The sequence below is a fragment of the Clostridium sp. KLE 1755 genome (assembly GCF_000466465.2).
Lineage (GTDB): Bacteria > Bacillota > Clostridia > Lachnospirales > Lachnospiraceae > Eisenbergiella > Eisenbergiella porci.
Window position 1 is genome coordinate 22,233 of record NZ_KE992646.1, and the last position, 15,565, is coordinate 37,797.

At 48.6% G+C, this 15,565-nt stretch carries 11 protein-coding genes; 8 read left to right on the forward strand and 3 right to left on the reverse strand.

The genetic code is table 11. The features are described 5' to 3' along the window. Positions 1-23: 23 nt before the first annotated feature. Complete coding sequence (locus HMPREF1548_RS00840; RefSeq protein WP_021633728.1) at positions 24-611, reverse strand: cupin domain-containing protein; 588 nt, start codon at positions 609-611, stop codon at positions 24-26. Between the two features lie 394 nt (positions 612-1,005). On the opposite strand from HMPREF1548_RS00840, the gene HMPREF1548_RS00845 reads away from it, so the two are divergent. The 5 genes from HMPREF1548_RS00845 to HMPREF1548_RS00865 all read left to right on the forward strand — a co-directional run bounded on the left by HMPREF1548_RS00845 (position 1,006) and on the right by HMPREF1548_RS00865 (position 9,264). Then, positions 1,006-1,941 carry an ABC transporter permease gene (locus HMPREF1548_RS00845; protein ID WP_021633730.1) on the forward strand — a complete coding sequence of 312 codons (936 nt, stop codon included), beginning with the start codon at positions 1,006-1,008 and terminating at the stop codon, positions 1,939-1,941. Positions 1,942-1,980: 39 nt separating this feature from the next. Continuing rightward, the gene (locus tag HMPREF1548_RS00850) at positions 1,981-2,865 is read left to right on the forward strand and encodes a carbohydrate ABC transporter permease (protein WP_021633731.1); all 885 of its coding nucleotides are present in this window, start codon (positions 1,981-1,983) and stop codon (positions 2,863-2,865) included. A gap of 105 nt (positions 2,866-2,970) precedes the next feature. Next, positions 2,971-4,842, forward strand: a complete 1,872-nt coding sequence (locus HMPREF1548_RS00855; RefSeq protein WP_021633732.1) for a type 2 periplasmic-binding domain-containing protein — start codon at positions 2,971-2,973, stop codon at positions 4,840-4,842. Positions 4,843-4,964: 122 nt separating this feature from the next. Continuing rightward, entirely contained in the window at positions 4,965-8,228 is a 3,264-nt protein-coding gene (locus tag HMPREF1548_RS00860) for a DUF5107 domain-containing protein (protein WP_051358284.1), read from the forward strand. Next, a complete protein-coding gene (locus tag HMPREF1548_RS00865) occupies positions 8,215-9,264 on the forward strand; it encodes a hypothetical protein (RefSeq protein WP_035320476.1) in 1,050 nt (349 codons plus the stop codon). The genes HMPREF1548_RS00860 and HMPREF1548_RS00865 overlap by 14 nt, the downstream gene beginning before the upstream one ends. Positions 9,265-9,309: 45 nt before the next feature. Here the strand turns inward: HMPREF1548_RS00865 and HMPREF1548_RS00870 are convergent, their stop codons facing one another. Next, the gene (locus HMPREF1548_RS00870) at positions 9,310-10,317 is read right to left on the reverse strand and encodes an AraC family transcriptional regulator (RefSeq protein WP_035320479.1); all 1,008 of its coding nucleotides are present in this window, start codon (positions 10,315-10,317) and stop codon (positions 9,310-9,312) included. A 138-nt stretch (positions 10,318-10,455) separates the two neighbouring features. Continuing rightward, positions 10,456-10,929 (reverse strand): dihydrofolate reductase, encoded by a 474-nt coding sequence (locus tag HMPREF1548_RS00875; protein ID WP_021633737.1) that lies wholly within the window; start codon positions 10,927-10,929, stop codon positions 10,456-10,458. A gap of 431 nt (positions 10,930-11,360) precedes the next feature. Between HMPREF1548_RS00875 and HMPREF1548_RS00880 the strand changes: the two genes are divergently transcribed. From HMPREF1548_RS00880 to HMPREF1548_RS00890, 3 genes are read left to right on the forward strand one after another with little or no spacing between them, the layout of a single operon-like run. Further along, on the forward strand, positions 11,361-12,413 hold the full coding sequence (locus HMPREF1548_RS00880; protein WP_021633739.1) for a glycoside hydrolase family 88/105 protein: 1,053 nt from the start codon (positions 11,361-11,363) through the stop codon (positions 12,411-12,413). Between the two features lie 20 nt (positions 12,414-12,433). Further along, complete coding sequence (gene gnpA / locus HMPREF1548_RS00885) at positions 12,434-14,608, forward strand: 1,3-beta-galactosyl-N-acetylhexosamine phosphorylase (protein WP_021633740.1); 2,175 nt, start codon at positions 12,434-12,436, stop codon at positions 14,606-14,608. A gap of 54 nt (positions 14,609-14,662) precedes the next feature. Beyond that, a complete protein-coding gene (locus tag HMPREF1548_RS00890) occupies positions 14,663-15,499 on the forward strand; it encodes a sugar phosphate isomerase/epimerase family protein (protein WP_021633741.1) in 837 nt (278 codons plus the stop codon). Positions 15,500-15,565: the final 66 nt, after the last annotated feature.

Here is a 15,565-nt window from a genome sequence, read left to right on the forward strand (position 1 = left end):
GCGCCGGCGTAATACTGAGTGAGCTAATGCCGGATATTGGTGGATTTTGCCAGGGGGGGGGTATTTTCTACATTATAATTTACAGCATATTTATCCTGGAAACGGATAATTTCCATGTACAGGGCGAACAGATAGCTTTTTATCAGTTGATGGTCGGGCTTTTCTGCGGAGAGTTCTTCAATGGATGCCTGTGCAAGGAGCGGGATGCGGGAAGAAGCACCGTTAGGTATCAGATATTTATGAATATCATCATGTATCATATTAAAACTGAAATCAGGAGGCAGGATATCCCTGAAAAGCTGACGCTGGTCAAAAAACAGATAGGACCATCTGCTTTTAACGGAGGGAGACGAATAGGTAGTATGAGGGATATTTCTGGGTATGCAGGTTATATCTCCTGCAGAAAAAGGAATGCTCAGTCCGTTATAAAATTCCAAGGTGCCGTCGTGAGAATGGCAGATCCCGATTTCAAGGCAATTATGAAAGTGCAGATTTTCGCTGCGGATGTCAGATATTGTCCAGTTGCTTCCGGTAAGCAGAAGAACCGGAAAGCTGGAAGGAAGATAATAGTTCCGATATTCAACAACCGGTTTTGGTTTTTTTAGCGGCATAATTGCCTCCTTTCTGTTGATATTAAGTCATATTGCACATATGGACAGTATAGCATAAAAAAACCATTCTGTTAATATGGTTAAAACTGCACAGTTATTTGACAAAAAAGTGGATGAAAGAGCTTGGTAAATATAAGATAATACATATAGATAAAACGCACAAAAAATATTATGTAACATAAACAAATTAAAGCGATATAAACAAAACTGGTGTATTTTGCAAAATGCTATTTGAGTAAAAAGTGATAAAACAGGAAATTGTACAGAGCATATAAGTGAAAAAATGACAATGCAATATCTGGTCATGACAGGAAGGTTACTTTTTTCGGGACCTTTTTAAAAGCACTCATGCGAAACCGGTTACATTGGAAGAGGAGAAAGGAGCGGACTGCGTATGGCACAGGCAATGGAAAAGAGTAAAAAACAATTGACGGGTAGGCAGCTGAAGAAGATACGGTTGGTATTGCTGCTACTGCCCTTTATGGTATTTGTATTGATATTTAATTATGCACCGCTTCTGGGCTGGAGCTATGCATTCGTTGATTTTAAGCCTGGCGTTTCCGTTTTTGATTCTGATTTCGTAGGCTTAAAATATTTTCAGAAAATCGTGGCTAACCCCAGGGATTTTCTGAATGTAATGCGTAATACGCTTTGCATTTCTTTTTTGAACATCTGTTGTTCTGTGTTGCCGGCAATTTTCGCCATAGCTATTTCGCAGCTGAAGAATAAGAAATATGCAAAGATGGTACAGACTGGTACCTCCATACCGAACTTTATTTCCTGGGTGTTGGTGTATTCCATTGTATTTATGCTCCTGTCCTCGGAAAGCAGCGCTCTGAACAACATATTGATGGGACTGGGATTAGTCAAAGAGCCGGTTAATCCGCTGACAAACGCAAAGCATGCATGGCTGATACAGGTGGCGATTGGAGCATGGAAGACGCTGGGCTACAATGCAATTATTTATCTGTCGGCCATTACATCAATTGATCAGGAGCTGTATCAGGCGGCGGATGTGGATGGCGCCAATACCTGGCAGAAAATAGTACATGTTACCGTTCCCGGACTGTTATCCACCTTCTTTGTACTGCTGCTGCTGGCAATTTCCAACATGCTTTCCAATGGTTTCGACCAGTACTGGCTGCTGGGAAACGGCATGACCTGGGATAAGCTGGAGGTATTTGATACTTATGTATATCGTATGGGTATTAAAAATATGGAGTATTCCCTTGCCACTGCCATGGGTATCTTTAAATCCGTTGTCAGCATTATCCTTCTGTCATTTGCCAATTGGGCTTCCAAGAGACTGAGGGGAGAGTCCATATTCTGACACTGACGATGGGAAGCAAGGAAGAAAGGAAGTTGCAATATGAGTAAAAAGAAAAACAGGATTACCTTTGCCGGCATAATAAATGCCATTATTCTTGGATTGTTTACTTTAATATGTGTTTATCCGCTGTGGTATATATTTATTAACTCATGGTCTTCTCCGGCGGCTGTCAACCGCGGGGTGTACATTATTCCACAGGAGTTTTCCACAGAGGCCTATACGAATCTGCTGGAAATTCCGGGCCTGACCTCCAGTATCGGCATCGCCTTTGCCCGTACGATACTTGGAACGCTGCTTACGCTGCTGTGCTGCAGCTTTGCGGCATACCTGCTGGCAAACAGGGATTTGCCCTGCAGAAAGCTGCTGTACCGTTTTTTCATAGTGACCATGTATGTGAACGCAGGATTTATCCCTTACTATCTGTTAATCAGCAATATCGGACTGAAAAATAATTTTCTTGTATACATACTGCCTTATGCGGTTCAGGCATATTTTATCATTCTGATTAAGACTTATATTGAATCCATACCATCGGAACTGGTGGAATCGGCGGAGATGGACGGCGCGGGGCTGGTAAAGGTCTTTTTCCGGATTATACTGCCTCTGGCCAAGCCGATTCTGGCCTGTATCGTCGTGTTTGCAGCGGTAAATCAGTGGAATACCTGGTCGGATGACATGTTCTTCATGCAGGGCAGGAAGGCGGCCAATCTTCACTGCCTGCAGTACCTGCTGTATACCAAGCTGCAGTCCAATGTGGTTTCCACTACCGGAGCCGGCGCTGCCGCAGGTGCGGCTGTCAAGGTAACCTCAACTACGCTTCGCATGGCAATGAGCTTTATTACGGTGGTGCCGATTTTATGTGTATATCCCTATATGCAGCGGTTTTTTACCAAAGGAATTATGCTGGGTGCCGTAAAGGGATGACAGGATCTTACTTTCATTGCTGCGATGATTCCGCATTGCAAAAATGAAATTAAATAAAGTAAGAGATTTGGGCGCTTAAAGCAGCCTGAAAAGGAAGGAGAGAATATGAAAAAGAACTTACTTAAAAAAGTGCTTGCCATGACAGTTACCGTCACCATGCTCGGCGGACTTGTGGCATGCGGTTCCGCCTCCAATGAATCGTCGGCCGAACCTGCACCGGCATCCAGTGAAGCCGCACAGACAACAGCTGAAGAGGGCGCTGCCGGAGAAACTGCGGATGGGGCTGCACAGGCCTCGGATTCAGGAGTAATCATTCCACATTTTGAGGACCGTGTTGCCCTGGATGTGGTGGCCTTTGTTGGAAGGGGGGAGGCGGATGGCCTGCGTTCTGATCCCGTCAGCAAGTATATTGAGGACACTTTAAACATCGACCTGTATCTGACCGGTGTTACGGAGGCGGACTGGCCGAGCCAGCTGTCGGCCATGATGGCGGATGGGGATTTGCCGGATATTTTCATGTTATCCGATCCTACCAAGCAGCTGCCCATGCTCCTGGAATCCGGATCCGCACTGAATCTGGAGCCTTATCTGGAGGAGTACGCGCCGAATACCATGAATGACCCTGCAGGAAAAATGATGATTGAGGCTGAAAGAATGGCTGCCAACAGCCCTGACGGAAACGCATACCTTTGGGGAATGTGCAAGGGGTCATGGGATGACGGCACAGTGCCTACCTGCGGCCACTATATCAGATGGGATGTTTATAAAGAAGCCGGCTATCCCAAGCTGGAATCCTATGATGAGGATCTGCTGGACGTTATGGAAGCCATGGTAGCGGCAGAGCCGGAAACAGATGACGGACAGAAAACCTATGGCTGCGGCGCATGGTTCGGCGCAGGACAGGGCTGGGGTGAATGGGTGTTTACCTTCGGTCTTGGGCCTCAGGAGGGCGTAAACCTGATTGAAACTACCGGACGTGTCCTGGGAGTATCTACAGTGGATTCCAAACCGCTGGAAAACAATCAGCTGATTGATCCGGAAGGCATTTTCTGGAGAGCGGTCCGTTTTTATAACAGAGCGAACCAGAGAGGGCTGCTGGACCCTGACTCTTTTACGATGACCTCTGATATTTATGAAGAAAATCTGAAGGCCGGCAAATATATGTTTAACGTACCCGGCTGGATGTCTGCAAACGCCAATCTGGAATTCAACAAGACAGAAGGAAATCAGAAAGCTTTTATTTCCCTGCCCAGCCTGAGTGGTGATGCAGAAGACAGATTCGGCAATATGTACCGCGGTGAAAGACAGTATGTGGTAAACGCCAATACGGAGAACCCGGAAAGATGCGTTGCTTTGCTTGATTTCTTATCTACCTATGACTTCTCCAGAACTGCATGGAACGGTCTGGAAGGCACCTATTGGAATGTAGAGGATGGAGAGCCGGTACCTACGGATGAGTATCTGAATGTTACCAAGGATGATGCCTTAGGCGCTGAAACAGGTGTGAATGTTTACCATCATTTCTGCGGCTTCGGCAACGGAACAATTAATCCTGACGATGGTGTTGCCATTGATCTGTATCAGTTCTCCCAGAAGGCGCTGGATAAAAAGATGAACGATACCGTGAAGGATTTTATCTCCCATTACGGACAGGAAACACAGGTTGACGTATACCGCGCCGAAACGCCTGTTACGGATGCCGGCATGTATATTTCCTTTGGGGATCCGGAAGGTGATATTGCATCGTATGTAAATGAAATCAATGCTTATGTGGGCAAGAATGTAGTTACTGCGGTTGCAGCCAAGAGTGATGAAGAATTTGAAGCCGTCCGCACAAAGATAATTGAGGAGCTGCAGAAAAATTATCATGTGGATGAGGTATTCCAGTATTTCTATGATGAAGCCCTCGCTCAGGCCGACGATGTTGCCAAGCTTGTTGATATGAACAATGCAATAAAAGCGGACAGAGAGCAGTAATAGCTTGCACTGTCTGAAAAAAGGAGCCAGTGTATTTGTAAAAATGCGCCGGCTCCTTTACAATATAAGCATAACAAATGTATGCGTATGCGCGTTTCGGCGCGCAGAGGGGAGGGGTAGGCATGATTTGCAGGCAAAAGCTTGTGATTCCCACCTATGAGATGGATGAGGCGGAGAGATCACCCTATTTTTATGATGTAAGGAATCATCAGGGGACACGGGGGAACATTTATCCCATTCCCATGATCGATACCTTTAAAAACGTGAAGACGGACAGGGAGTATGACGCTGTTGTGCTGGAAAATGAATTCATCCGGGTGACGGTGCTGCCTGAACTGGGAGGGCGGATATATGAAGGCTACGATAAAAAGCTGGATTATAATTTCGTCTACAAAAACCAGGTGATTAAGCCAGCTTTGATAGGGCTGTGCGGCGCATGGATTTCAGGGGGGATTGAATTCAACTGGCCGCAGCATCACCGTCCTACCACGTATATGCCTGTGGACTGTGTGATTGAAGAGGGGGAGGATGGAGCACAGACAGCCTGGATGGGAGAATATGAGCCTTTGTTCGGCATGAAGGGGATGGTGGGGGTAACCATCTGGCCGGACAAATCCTATGTGACGGTAAAAACAAGGCTGTATAATCCGTCTAATGCCATGCAGACTTTTCACTGGTGGGCCAATCTGGCAGTGCATGCCAATGAGGACTATCAGCTGCAGTTTCCGCCGGATATTGACTACATTACTTATCATTATAAGGATGCGGTATCAGAATTCCCGGTAGTGAAGGGAGAATTTGCCAGAGCTGATTTCGGTGAGGGAACGGATATTACCTGGTTTAAAAATATTCCTTCTCCGGCCTCCTTTTTTATTCTGAACTCAGATTATAATTTTATGGCCGGGTTCGATCACGGAAGACAGCGGGGAACAGTGCATGTGGCGGATCATAACGTTTCTGTGGGCAAAAAGTTTTTTACCTGGGGAAGCAGGGAGTTCGGTGATGTATGGCACCGTAACCTGACCGATGAGGACGGCGCCTATCTGGAAATCATGACGGGCTGCTATACGGATAACCAGCCGGATTTTTCCTTTATCGCACCGGATGAAACGAAGACCTTTGAGCAGACCTGGTATGCCACCGCCCATATGCCGGGGCTGAAAAATGCGGAAAAGGATGGGGCTGTGGGCTTTGTTTTAAACGGAAGAAGGCTGGAGGCTGCTTTTCAGGTGACTGCGGTTCACAAACAGGCGAGAATCTGTGTGGAGGTGAAGGGAGAGCGGCTTCTGGAGGAATGCCTTTTCCTGGAACCGGGACAGCCGTGCCTGCGGAGCCTGGAAACGGCGGAGGGGACGCAGGAAAAGGATATATCGCTGTTTCTTCTTGATGAATCGGGGAAAACCCTGGTTTCCTATACCTTCGGGCCGTCCTTTTTCCAGGGCCGGAAAAAACCGGCGCCTCACAGGCCGGCACGGAAGCCGGAGGAGATACCCACGCAGGAGGAGCTGTATCTGGAGGGGCTTCATTTGGAGCAGTACCGGCATGTAACGCTTCGGGCAGAAGATTATTATCGGGAAGCGCTGCGACGGGACAACGGAGATATCCGCTGCAATAATGGAATGGGGCTTCTGTGGATGAGAAAGGGGGACTACAAAAAGGCGCTTCCGTTTTTTGAAAAAGCGGTAAAACGCAGTATGCTCAGAAACCCCAATCCCAGGGATGGGGAATGCTGTTTTAATTATGCCTGGGCGCTGGAGAATGATGGGCAGGAGGAGGAAGCGATCCGTTTTTACCGGAAAGCAGCCTGGAATTATGGGTATAAGGGAGCCGGACTAAAACAGGCGGCGAAGCTTTATGTGCGTAAGGGTTGTTTTGAAGATGCGCTTTCCTGTATCAAGGAAGCGCTCACAGTGAATGGGGAAAGCCCGGAGCTTTCCTTCCTGAAGGCTTTTATACTGCGGAAATCGGGAAGAAGCAAAGAAGCGGGGAAGGTGGTCCGCGATATGCTGGCCGTGGATCCGCTCGGATACGGTCTGCTGGGGGAAAGCTGGTTTCTGCAGGATGAAAAGGAAGCACTGGATAGACTGAAAAATGTGCTGCGTGAGAGAAAAACGGCATGGCGTGTCCTGATGGCGGAATATCTGGAGCTGGGAGCCTGGCAGGAGGTGCTGGAGCTGGGCCGGATTGCGCCTGCGGATCCGATGAACTGTTATTACAGGGCATATGCGGCGGCAGGTCTTGGGAAAGAAGCAAAAGCAGTAGATTTCCTTACACAGGCGGGGGAGATGTCCCCGGATTACTGCTTTCCATATACGGATATGGATAGGCGTGTTCTCCAATATGCCTTTGCGCAAAGAAAGGATGGAGGGAAAAGCGCATATTATCTTGGCTGTTTATTCTATGGAAGGGATAACCGCGAAGAAGGCGTGAAATGCTGGGAAGTGTCTGTTACCAGGGAAGACGGTTTGCATCAGGCCCACAGATGTATGGCCCTTGCCCTGCTTGAGGTATTTGAAGACAAGGTGGGAGCAAGGCGGGAAATGGAAAAGGCCTTTGCCATGCATCAGGACGGGCGGTATCTTCTGGAGCTTATGGAAATACGCAGGGAATCAGGTGTTCCGGTAGAAAAGCTGCTGGAGCTTCTTGAAGCATATCCTCAGTTGGTTTATAAAAGAGAGGATCTGTATCATCAACAGCTGGTGCTTTATAATGAGGCGGGAATGCCGGAAAAGGCGGCGACGTACTTGAAGAACCGTATTTTCAACCCATATGAGGGCGGAGAGGGTATCCTGGTAAAAGCGCATATTCTTGCTTATATTCAGCTGGGAAGGCGGGCTTTCCGGGAAAAAGATTATGCCGGGGCCATTGCTTTTTATAAAACGGCTCTGGAATATCCGGAAAATTATCAGGAGGGCCGCGGTGTAACTGCACGGGAAGCGGCAGTATATTTCCATATGGCGAAAGCGCTGGAGGCAGCAGGAGAGGAAAGGGAAGCCTTTGCCTGGTACGAAAAGGCGGCGGCCCATCAGACGGGACGGCTGGATGAGAGTGATTTTTATACGGCCTGTGCGCTGCGGCGGCTGGGAAAAGAGCGGGAAGCGGCGGCGTTGTATCTGTCGATGCTGGACGGAGCGGATGCCATATTAAAGGAGGAAGACAGGCTTCCTTATTTTGGAGGCTTTGTCTCCAATCTGCCGGGAGAGCACAGTATAAAAAAGGCAAATCACAGGAAGGCTCATCCGGCCAGGTTCTATGCGCTGACGGGCCTGGGGAGAAAACAGGAAGCAAGGAAGGAAAAGGAGCTGGCGGCAGTCTGGGGAGCCGAAATGGCATGGCTGCGCCTGATTGAAGAGGATGGAGGTAAAATGGGGTATGAAGGCATCTGAAAAAATTAAAGGGATTGTATTTGCTTATGACACAAATGGGGAATATGACATGGTAAAGGAGCTGGGGGTGGAATGGATGCGGTTAAACATCTGTTTTCCCTGGAAGGATGAGATGTTCGGGACATTAAGCGAGGAATACATAGCAGCCAGGCAGGAAATCCGTGATACCCATGCCAAAGGCTTCCAGGTAATGCCTGCGACACCGCCGCTGGGCGGTTTCACCTATGATGAAGAGGAGGGAAAAACATGCTGGCATGAGCATTTCCCGGAGTTCGTGGGAAAGAAGGGGACGGAAGAGTTTTATGAAAATGTGAGGGAAAGCATGCGGTTTATCTGTGAGGATTTGGGGGAGGCAGCGGGGATTTACTGGCAGTGTATGAATGAAATCGACATTCCCGTATTTTCCAATGACTACCCGGATGACATTCTTGCAGATACCGCCAGGGCATGTGCGGAAGGAATCAGGCGGGGCAATCCGGAAGCCAGGTGTGGTATCAATATTTCCTGCTATAATGAGAATGCGGTGAGAATTGCGGATTTGGTGTATCGGGAAGGGCATTCTTTTTATTATATGGGCGTGGATCAGTATTTTGGTTCCTGGCAGCCCGGGGATGCGGAAAACTGGATTGGGGTGCTGGACGCGCTGTATGAAAGATACCGGCTTCCGGTACTGGCCAATGAATGGGGGTACTCCTCAGCCGGGGAGCTGGCGGAGGAAATGCCGGATCCGGCGCTGGTGCCCAAGGGACTTCCTGAGGTATGCTATGTGAAGAAGTGGTTTCATGAGGCGAAGGGCGGGCATACCCCGGAGGTTCAGGCGGATTATTTCAGAAGGGGCCACAGGATTTTTGCGCAGCATCCTCATTGTCTGGGGTCCTTTATGTTCTGTTGGAGGGATGCCTATCACTGTTATCATTGCGGCGCCTCTGACTGTCCGGCCGAGTGTTACTGGGGGATTGTGGATACGCAGTGCCGTCCCAAGCCGGCTTATTATGCCGTAAAGGAAGCGCTGGCGGAGTATTATAAGGATGAATGAAAAAAGCGAAACAGTCCGGCTCTGCTGAACTGTTTCGCAGGAATATTAGAGGGGATCGCTTTCCGGTTCCATCCAGCCGGAGAATTCCAGGATGGTATGGCGGACATCGGTCCCTTCCTTTTGGCGGGCAAAAAGCATCTGGTTGCGGTATTCCCGGGGCGTCATGTGGATCACCGCGTGAAAATGCCGGTTGAAGTTGGAAACGGAGGCGAAGCCCGCCATTTCTGAAATGGAAAGAATGGATTCCTCCGTGCTGCGCAGCAGGTTGCAGGCCTTCATGATGCGGGTGCTGTTTAAGTAATCCAGCGGGCTGGTCTGCATGATGGAATGGAAAACGCGCCGGAAATGGGTGAGGCTCATGTGGCAAAGATCGGCCAGCACCTCGATGGGGAACTGGGAGCTGTAGTGATCCTCGATATAATCCAGGGCCGGTGAGATGACCAGGGCATTTTCCGGGATGGAGTGGACTGCATCCGGCCCGGAGGAAGGAGTCGGGCCGCCGCAGGTATTTTCCGGGGCATTGGCCTGCTCCTGGATGCGGTTCAGTTCAATGGAAAGGGCGAGCAGCAGCCCTTTTACACAGGACTGGTAGTTAGGGCGTGTGTTCTCCATTTCATCTATGATGGATTGGGTCAGGTAATGGATATGGGGATATTCCGCCCGGGGCAGGATATGTCTGTAATTTCGATAGGAAAACAGAGAAAGATCCGGGCCGGATTCGGAAGCCGGAAGCAGAGCGCGGAACAGCTCGGCAGGATCAAACATGATATAGGACCAGCGGCTTTCCGTACCCTTGTCCGAATAGGTGGTATGGGGAATATTACGGGGGATGCAGGTGACATCCCCCGCTTTGAAGGTCATGGGTTCGCTGTAGAACTTCATGGTGCCGCTGCAGGAATGGCAGAGGCCGATTTCCAGGCAGTTGTGGAAGTGCAGGCGGCTGCTGGGAATATCGGATATTTTCCAATGCTCCCCGCTTAGAATCAGGACGGGGAAGTCAACGGGAAGGTAGTAATTGCGGTATTCCATGACGGAATTTTTCTGTTTTGGCATGATGAAGTTCCTCTTTTTGGGTATTATATCTGGTGCGGTGGTATTTGTGCAGCTTTAAGGCGTATGCTGAAATCTTAATACTTTTTAGTTATCCCTTCCACAACTTCAAAATTGTCTGCCCAATCAACTGGAAGTTGCCTATTTCTTTCGAGTATAAATTGTTCTGGTAAATTTAATATCTTCACCCTCTGTTTTACTAACAACTATATCAAAATCATCCTTATTGAATTCAGGGAAAAACACATCTCCATCCTTTATTTCAATGTCTATCTCAGTGATATACATCTTTTCTACTATAGGGATTGCTTCCATGAATAAACCATACCCACCACATACATAAATATTAGCATCTCCAGCAGCTTCAATTGCCTCCTGAAGAGAACTCACTGTTACTAGATTTTCGCCTGAATAATTAGCACTAAGGGAAACTATGATATTCATTCTATTTGGAAGAGGATGACCAATTTCTTCATAAGATTTACGTCCCATAACAACAACATTACCAGTAGTTAGTTTTCTAAACTGCGCCTGTTCTCCTTTAATTTTCCAAGGTATCTGACCGTTCCTTCCAATTACATTATTTCGGGAACGGGCTACAATTAATGCTATCATCTCTCAATTCACCCTTTCAATAAATTCAAATTTTCTATAGGGGTTACAATTCTCTAATAAGGCTATGTGAATAAAAAGATAGTAATTACAACCACTTTGGCAAAAAAATAACGAACAGGATATGCTATAAATTGTGTAGAAAAACCATAAAAATTGTCTGCCTTCCTGAAAAATAAGCATTTTAACGGTTTTGATTTTTAAAAGCTCTAAAAAAGAATGAAATATTGCGCGGAATCTAAAATCAGGATAGCATAAATGGTTGAAATTGCAAAGTATATTATTGAAAATAAATAGAAATAGAGGGGATTATCATTTATGATAGAGACAGGCTGGAGAAGATGGCAGAATAAGTGGGAGTAGCTGTAGTGAGATGGAACAGTTACCTATTTACATAATAAAACCGGGGATATCCGGAGAAGGAGAGTGCAGGGATGCTGAAACTGGATTTTGACAGGAAAGAGATAGCGGAGGTTATTGACAGGATTGTCCATAAGACAATGAATATGGACCTGACCTGGGACTGGCCTTGCGGTGTGGCTTATTATGGAATCGCAAAGGCGTGGGAGGTTACGAAGAATGAGGAGTATCTGGAGCTTCTGAAAAACAGGGTGGATGAGTATATGGAGCTGGGGCTGCCGCCGCAGTGGACGGTGAATACGTGCGCTATGGGGCATTGCCTGATCACGCTGTATGAAGCGACCGGGGATGAGAAGTATTGGGACGTGGCGATGAGCAAGGTGGCTTATCTGCGTAAGGATGCGCTGCGGTTTGGGGACCATGTGCTGCAGCATACGGTTTCCGCAAATAATGATTTCCCGGAACAGGCCTGGGCCGATACGCTTTTTATGGCGGCGTTTTTCCTGCTCAGAGTGGGCGTGAAGCTGAAGGATGAGGAGATTATTGAGGATGCGCTGAATCAGTATTACTGGCATATCCATTATCTGCAGAATCCGGAAACGGGGCTGTATTATCATGGCTACAATAATATAACTGGGGATCATATGTCCGGTTTTTACTGGGGCAGGGCGAATGCCTGGGCGGCGTATACCATGTCTCAGGTAGGGGCAATTCTTCCGGAGGCTTATCTGTATCCGAAGTTCCTGGAGGTGACGGGTTCGCTGAATGAGCAGCTGGCGGCGCTGAAGCTTTTACAGACGGAAAATGGCCTGTGGAGGACCATTCTGGATGATGAGGAGTCTTATGAAGAGGTTTCTGCTTCCGCGGGAATAGCGGCGGCTATGCTGGAAAAAGGAAATCCTCTCCATTCCAAGTACATTAACAAGGCAATCAAGGGGCTTCTTGCCAATGTGAGTAAGGACGGCAAGGTGATGAATGTATCCGGCGGTACGGCAGTAATGAAGGATCGGGACGGTTACAGGGAGATTTCCAAACGCTGGATTCAGGGTTGGGGCCAGGGACTGGCTCTGGCATTTTTCTCGGGGCTGCTTACGGCCAATGATGCGGCGAAGGACGGCGCTTTATAATCAGACAGGAGTGTAAAAAGATGTGTGAAGTGAAAAGAAAAGGGAATTTTACCCTGCCCGGTGAGGCAGGCTATGAGAAGCTGACGTTGGAGCTGGCGGAAAAATGGGGCGCGGATGTGATCCGGGACAGTGACGGAACGGTGCTGTCAGATGAAATTTTAGATGCAGGCTATGGAATTTATTCCACCATTTGCATGATAAGGGATCATAATGAATGGGCCAGGGAGAATCAGGATAAGCTGCAGCAGTGTTTCCTTATGACCAGCCCGGCGGTGGCAGTGGAAGGTAAGCTGACTGTCTGCCTGATGGAAGGTTTTTTTGAGGAGCAGTTCCGTATTAATGACAGTGAAAATGCCATGCGTTACTGGCAGGTATATGACAGGACTACGGATACGCTTGTACCGCGGGAGAAGTGGAGCTACGACAAGGCGGCCGGCAGTGTGACGGTCAATGAGCCTGCAGCCTTTCATTCCTATACGGTGAGCTTTATGGCTTATCGTATCTGGGAAGAAATCTCCATGTATAACCATACGACAAACAATTGGGATAAGGAACATCTGATGCAGATCGATCCCATGTATCCGGAGACTCAGGAGTTTTTAACGGGCTGGATGAAGGAGTGGTGCGAGACGCATCCGGCGACAACGGTAGTGCGTTTTACCTCCATGTTCTATAATTTCGTTTGGATTTGGGGAAGCGATGTAAGAAACAGGAATCTGTTTACGGACTGGGGCTCTTATGATTTCACGGTGAGTGAGAGGGCGCTTAACGCATTTGCGGATAAATACGGATATGAGCTTACGGCAGAGGATTTTGTCAATCAGGGCAAGCTGCATGTGACTCATATGCCGGGAAATCAGCATAAGGCCGACTGGATGGAGTTTATCAATGATTTTGTGATTTCCTTTGGCCGTAAGCTGATTGATATGGTGCATGAGTACGGTAAAAAGGCATATGTATTCTACGACGACAGCTGGGTGGGAATCGAGCCTTATAACGGCAGGTTCCAGGAGTTCGGCTTTGACGGATTGATTAAGTGTGTTTTTTCAGGCTATGAAGCAAGGCTGTGCGCGGGGGTTAAGGTGGATACCCATGAGCTTCGCCTGCATCCTTATCTGTTCCCTGTGGGGCTTGGCGGCGCGCCTACCTTTATGGAGGGCGGAGATCCCACGCTGGAGGCGAAAAAGTACTGGAACAGCGTGAGAAGGGCGCTTCTGCGTGAGCCGATACAGCGGATCGGCCTGGGAGGATATCTGCATCTGGTGCAGGATTATCCGGATTTCTGCGATTATATAGAACAGGTGGGGGATGAATTCCGCACCTTTGGCAGCTTCCATGAGGAAGGAAAGCCTTACAGTATCAGGACTAAGGTGGCGGTGCTGCATTATTGGGGAAAACTGCGTTCCTGGACGCTTTCCGGACACTTCCATGAAACCTATATGAACGATTTGATACATATCAATGAAGCGTTATCCGGCCTGCCGGTGGATGTATCCTTTATCAGCTTTGAGGACGTGTTAAACGGCGCGCTTGAGGATGTGGACGTAGTTATTAATGCGGGCTTTGCAGGCAGTGCATGGAGCGGCGGCGATGTGTGGAAGAACCCTGCGGTTGTGGAGAAGCTGACACGCTTCGTTTATGAAGGGGGCGCGTTTATCGGCGTGAATGAACCTTCCGCGGTGGAAGGCTATGATACATTTTTCCGTATGGCGCCTGTGCTGGGTGTGGATGAGGACACCGGCGCGCGTATCTGCCATGGTAAATGGCAGTTTGCCGTAGAAAACATAGAAGGCCTGATGCCGAAAGGCAGCTTTGTAAAGAAGAAAGGAGATTACCGCAAGGGAATTCCTTATCTCACCGACGGAAAAGCAAAGGTTCTGGCAGAGGACGGCGGCGTGCCTGTGTTTACAATCAATGAATTTGGAAAAGGCCTTGGAATTTATCTGGCTTCCTTTGAAAAGACGATTGAAAATACCAGATTGCTCCTGAACCTGATTTTGCTGGCGGGACGGGAGGATTTGAACGGTCTTTACCTGACGGATAATGCGAATACGGAATGCGCTTATTATCCGGGAAGCGGCCGTCTGGTGGTCATCAACAACAGTGATCAGCCGCAGACCACGGCGGTGCGGACGCAGAAGGGTAGTGTGGAGACGCAGCTGGAGCCTTACGCGACGAAGATGCTGAATATCTGATTAAAAAGGTAACAGTTCGGTTATCCGGGCTGTTACCGCAGAGGAGATAATGCGATGCAGATAGGAATCCGTTTGCATGATACAGTAAAAATGGCGCTTCCCCAGAGACTAGCGCATACCAGGGAGCAGGGCTTTACCTGCGCCCATGTGGCCCTGGGAAAGGTGATTGATGATTTCCCCATAAAGAACACAACACTGACACCGGGCTTTGCCATGTATCTGAAAAGGCTGTTTGCCGAAAATGATCTGGATGTGGCCGTATTGGGCTGTTATCTGAACCTGGCCACACCGGACAGTACGGAGCTTGCGAAAACAATAGAAACCTACAAAGCGCAGATCCGTTTCGCTTCCTGGCTGGGAGCGGGCGTGGTGGGGACTGAGACGGGGAACCCCAATGTGTTCTATGCGCCGGACCCGGCCGCGCGTACCCGGGAGGCTTTGAATTTTTTCATTAAGAATCTGTCCTACGTGGTGGAGTATGCGGAAAAAATGGGTGTGGTGGTGGCGATTGAGCCGGTATGCCAGCACATTGTATACAGCCCGGAACGGGCGAGGCAGGTGCTTCGTGCCATTGCTTCCCCGAACCTGCAGATCATTTTGGATCCGGTGAATCTTCTGGATGGATCCAACGCTGCAAATCAGAAGGATGTGGTAAAGAACGCCATTGATATTCTGGGAGAGGATGTGGCGGTGATCCATGTCAAGGACTTTACCGTGAAGGATGGAAAGGTGATTTCCATGGCGGCAGGGCAGGGAATTATGGACTACAGCGATCTCATTCATTTTATGAAAAAGGATAAGCCTTACATCCATGCGACGCTGGAGGATACCGTGCCGGAGAACGCGGTGGCAGCCAGAGAGTTTATGGAGAGGCTGTGGGATGAGGCGTAGGCCGAAAACATAAAAACAACAAAAGCGTAATCAGCAGGGCGGCCGGAAGGGGCCGGACCTTTCTGA

Bases quoted from the DNA above. Each gene is read 5' to 3' on its own strand.
- HMPREF1548_RS00840 (WP_021633728.1), bottom strand. From the start codon at position 611: ATGCCGCTAAAAAAACCAAAACCGGTTGTTGAATATCGGAACTATTAT.
- HMPREF1548_RS00845 (WP_021633730.1), top strand. From the start codon at position 1,006: ATGGCACAGGCAATGGAAAAGAGTAAAAAACAATTGACGGGTAGGCAG.
- HMPREF1548_RS00850 (WP_021633731.1), top strand. From the start codon at position 1,981: ATGAGTAAAAAGAAAAACAGGATTACCTTTGCCGGCATAATAAATGCC.
- HMPREF1548_RS00855 (WP_021633732.1), top strand. From the start codon at position 2,971: ATGAAAAAGAACTTACTTAAAAAAGTGCTTGCCATGACAGTTACCGTC.
- HMPREF1548_RS00860 (WP_051358284.1), top strand. From the start codon at position 4,965: ATGATTTGCAGGCAAAAGCTTGTGATTCCCACCTATGAGATGGATGAG.
- HMPREF1548_RS00865 (WP_035320476.1), top strand. From the start codon at position 8,215: ATGAAGGCATCTGAAAAAATTAAAGGGATTGTATTTGCTTATGACACA.
- HMPREF1548_RS00870 (WP_035320479.1), bottom strand. From the start codon at position 10,317: ATGCCAAAACAGAAAAATTCCGTCATGGAATACCGCAATTACTACCTT.
- HMPREF1548_RS00875 (WP_021633737.1), bottom strand. From the start codon at position 10,929: ATGATAGCATTAATTGTAGCCCGTTCCCGAAATAATGTAATTGGAAGG.
- HMPREF1548_RS00880 (WP_021633739.1), top strand. From the start codon at position 11,361: ATGCTGAAACTGGATTTTGACAGGAAAGAGATAGCGGAGGTTATTGAC.
- gnpA (WP_021633740.1), top strand. From the start codon at position 12,434: ATGTGTGAAGTGAAAAGAAAAGGGAATTTTACCCTGCCCGGTGAGGCA.
- HMPREF1548_RS00890 (WP_021633741.1), top strand. From the start codon at position 14,663: ATGCAGATAGGAATCCGTTTGCATGATACAGTAAAAATGGCGCTTCCC.